This is a genomic window from Okeania sp. (assembly GCF_983059655.1).
The window spans coordinates 3,368-7,300 of the sequence record NZ_CEZPJD010000393.1 but is presented as its reverse complement, the minus strand read 5'-3'; the positions used below and the strand labels follow the sequence as shown (position 1 = coordinate 7,300).

Annotated in this window: 2 protein-coding genes; one reads left to right on the top strand and one right to left on the bottom strand. The window is 38.9% G+C overall.

Annotation, left to right across the window (positions count from 1 at the left end; translation table 11 throughout):
* The first annotated feature begins 353 nt into the window (after positions 1-353).
* A complete protein-coding gene (gene ftsH, locus AC3DU7_RS20175) occupies positions 354-2,345 on the top strand; it encodes an ATP-dependent zinc metalloprotease FtsH (RefSeq protein ID WP_488041093.1) in 1,992 nt (663 codons plus the stop codon).
* A gap of 332 nt (positions 2,346-2,677) precedes the next feature.
* Here the strand turns inward: ftsH and AC3DU7_RS20170 are convergent, their stop codons facing one another.
* Positions 2,678-3,340, bottom strand: a complete 663-nt coding sequence (locus AC3DU7_RS20170) for a M23 family metallopeptidase (RefSeq protein WP_488041092.1) — start codon at positions 3,338-3,340, stop codon at positions 2,678-2,680.
* Between the last annotated feature and the right edge of the window lie 593 nt (positions 3,341-3,933).

Here is a 3,933-nt window from a genome sequence, read left to right as displayed (position 1 = left end):
AAAAATTAAAAAATCTTAAACTTATTAGGAAAGGCAGAGGGCAGGAGGCAGAAGGCAGAAGGGAAACTGCCCGTGACTGAAGGGAACAAGGGTATAAAACCCCACCGTCACTCGCGTTACCTACAATTGGTTAGGGTTTTATACCCCAACCAATTGTTCCTTCTGCCCTCAACCTTGAAATACGCTATTTATATAGATATAGCAGTGGAAGGAAAAGTAAGGAGATATCAAAAGCTGAAAACTCAGACAATGCCAGATTTTTCCTTTCCTGCGGAATGCTGCGCAAACAACATAGCTGCCTTCTGCTATATATACGCTTAATATAGATAAAAGGCCACGACTAAAGAATAATAATGAAAAATTTCTGGAAACAAATAGAAACAGATGGGCCGAATAAAATTAATAACCATCACCCATCACCATGCAACCCTAAAGCTAATCCCCAAAATACCAAAACTATTCTTTTTCAAAAATATAAAAAACTGATATGGAGAATTTTGGCGACTGGGATAATTGCTCAAGGTGCGTTACTAGGAACTCCAGCTTTTGCTAATAAAGCTAATAATCAAAACATTCTCACCTACACTAAGCTACTAGAAAAAATCAAGGCTGGAGAAGTTACAGAAATAGATGCTTATCCTTCTCAAGGAATTGCTAAAGTTAGCCTGAAAGGGCAAAAGAGTAATGAATCTATGTATACCGTCAATATTTTTGAGTATAATCCAGAACTACTGGATCTAGTCCGCGCTCAAAAAATTGACTTTGAACTAAAGCGCTCTGCCGACAATAGCGTAGCAATGGGCATTATATTTAATGTACTCATCGTCTTTATAGTTATCATTGTGCTGCTAAGTATCCTGCGTCGTTCTAGCCAGTCACAAGGAAATGCTTTAAACTTTGGCAAGTCCAGGGCACGTTTCCAGATGGAGGCCAAAACAGGAGTATTATTCGATGATGTGGCAGGTATCGAAGAAGCAAAAGAAGAACTTCAGGAAGTAGTCAGTTTCCTCAAAAAGCCAGAAAAATTTACAGCTATTGGGGCAAAAATTCCTAAAGGAGTACTTTTGGTAGGACCTCCGGGAACAGGTAAAACTCTATTAGCAAAGGCGATCGCTGGAGAAGCAGGAGTTCCATTTTTTAGTATCTCTGGCTCAGAATTTGTGGAAATGTTCGTTGGTGTGGGAGCTTCTCGAGTACGAGACCTATTTCGCAAAGCCAAAGAAAATGCTCCTTGCATCATATTTATAGATGAAATAGATGCGGTGGGTAGACAACGAGGTGCTGGTATTGGTGGGGGTAATGATGAACGGGAACAAACCCTAAACCAGTTACTGACAGAGATGGATGGGTTTGAAGGCAATACAGGCATCATTATTATCGCTGCAACTAACCGTCCTGATGTTCTGGATGCTGCATTATTACGTCCTGGTCGGTTTGATAGACAAGTAACTGTAGACTTGCCTACTTATAATGGACGTTTGGGAATTTTGGAAGTCCATGCTCGGAATAAAAAACTAACTCCAGAGGTTTCCTTAGAGGCGATCGCTAGACGGACACCAGGTTTTTCGGGAGCAGATTTAGCCAATATGCTGAACGAAGCAGCTATTCTAACTGCTAGAAGACGTAAGGAAGCAGTTACACCCTCGGAAATTGATGATGCTATTGACCGAGTAACCATAGGTTTGAGTTTAACTCCATTATTAGACAGTAAGAAAAAACGGTTAATTGCGTACCATGAAGTCGGACACGCTTTATTAATGACCTTGCTCAAAAATTCCGATCCTCTGAATAAGGTGAGCATTATTCCTCGTTCTGGTGGAGTGGGTGGTTTTGCTCAACCAATTATGGATGAGGCAATGGTTGACAGTGGGTTATATACCCGCTCTTGGTTAATAGACAGAATTACAATTTCTCTAGGTGGGCGTGCTGCGGAGGAAGAGATTTTTGGCCCTGCGGAGGTGACGGTGGGAGCTGCTAACGATATTAGGAGTGTGGCTAATTTAACCCGTGAAATGGTAACTCGTTATGGAATGTCCGATTTAGGGCCAATTGCTCTAGAGAATCCTAGTGAGGAAGTCTTTTTGGGTCGAGGTTGGCAGTCACAGTCAGAATATTCTGAGGAAGTAGCTACTAAGATTGACCATCAAGTTCGAGCAATAGCTTTTCATTGTTATGAGGAAGCTCGCCGAATTATTAGAGAAAATCGTGTGGTGGTGGACAGGTTGGTAGACCTTTTAATAGAAAAGGAAACTATTGAGGGTGAAGAGTTCCGGAGAATTGTTTCGGAATACACAACATTACCTGAGAAACAGAAACTTTCTATTGGTTTAGAAAAGAAAAGTTAAAGTTTAACTAGCTATCAGCTATTATTTATCAGCGTTTCAGCCTAAAAAGGTAGTGCATATAATTAGGGTTTGCTGAAAAAGTATGCATGGGTTTGGGTAGGAGTTAAGTCATCAGGAAAAACGGGGAATTTAGAAGAGATAAGAGTAAGAATTGTCCCTCAATTTTTCTGTCCTTAGTTTGCTTTTTATGCTAACTTTTTGAGAGTTTTAGACTAAAACAAGCACACTTTTTGGGAATCAAAAAAAGCTCAAATTTTTATTTTTCAATGGTTTGATAATTAATCAGCAAGCCCTAATTATTAATTATTAATTATTAATTATTAATTGTTGAACTATCTACCCTCTAAGCCTGATAGACTCCTGGTTTGTTGAGCATACATCTCTCTTAAAATTAAACCAGGATCTACCCAACGACCCCCATATTTTAAACCCCAATGAAGATGGGGGCCACTGGTTCTACCAGTCATTCCCACTCTCGCTATTCGAGTCCCGGCGGGTAGAACTTGACCTTGAAGTAGCATAATTCCACCACCACGATCTACTAAATAACGACGTCCGCCATGAGTTTCTACCCCTCCTTGAACATGGCAGTAAACGTGTTCCCAATAGCCTGACTTAACGACAATACCAGTACCACATCGCCTGTCTTCCCAGACTTCTACAACTTTCCCTGCCCACCAATTTCGGATATAGCTTCCCTGAGGTGCTGCTAAGTCTAACCCATAATGAAATCCCCCTCCTCTAGGGCCAAAAGGAGATGTATATCCTTGAAAGTTTTCTACTGGGAAGGAAGCATTTTGCCAGTTATTGACGTAGGCTATTTGTTGATTATTAATTTTGGGTTCTTGAGCTGTGACTAATTCTTGTTTGAGTCCTGTGGTGGTGAAGCCAACTCCGATAATTCCTAGTAATAGTAAAATTTTTTTTGATTTATTAAAATACTGCTTTATAGGATTAGATACCAAAGGCAAACCAAGAGGGATTGGATTTGACATGGTTTTTATTCACTCCTCAAATTCTTATGACCAGGGATGATTTGACGCATCTAAATATTCTGAGGAATTGTATCATAATTTAACCATATTGCCATTAAAAAATAGTATTGTTAGGTATAGACAAATCTATAGAGCTTGTCTGCGGAAATTCCGAGATTAACGCTAGATATAGAGAGGAAAAACTATAGTGCTATACATATGTAGTGTTTGAATTCTTAAAATAGAAAATTCTCACTCATTTTTACTTATTTGGCTCAAATAGAATTAGTCTGCAGGTAAATCTATGAGCTTGTCTCTGGAAATTCCGAGATTAACGCTAGATATAGAGAGGAAAAACTATAGTGCTATACATATGTAGTGTTTGAATTCTTAAAATAGAAAATTCTCACTCATTTTTACTTATTTGGCTCAAATAGAATTAGTCTGCAGGTAAATCTATGAGCTTGTCTCTGGAAATTCCGAGATTAACGCTAGATATAGAGAGGAAAAACTATAGTGCTATACATATGTAGTGTTTGAATTCTTAAAATAGAAAATTCTCACTCATTTTTACTTATTTGGCTCAAATAGAATTAGTCTGCAGGTAAATCTAT

Coding starts and splice junctions, on each gene's coding strand:
- AC3DU7_RS20170 (WP_488041092.1), bottom strand. CDS start 3,340: ATGTCAAATCCAATCCCTCTTGGTTTGCCTTTGGTATCTAATCCTATA.
- ftsH (WP_488041093.1), top strand. CDS start 354: ATGAAAAATTTCTGGAAACAAATAGAAACAGATGGGCCGAATAAAATT.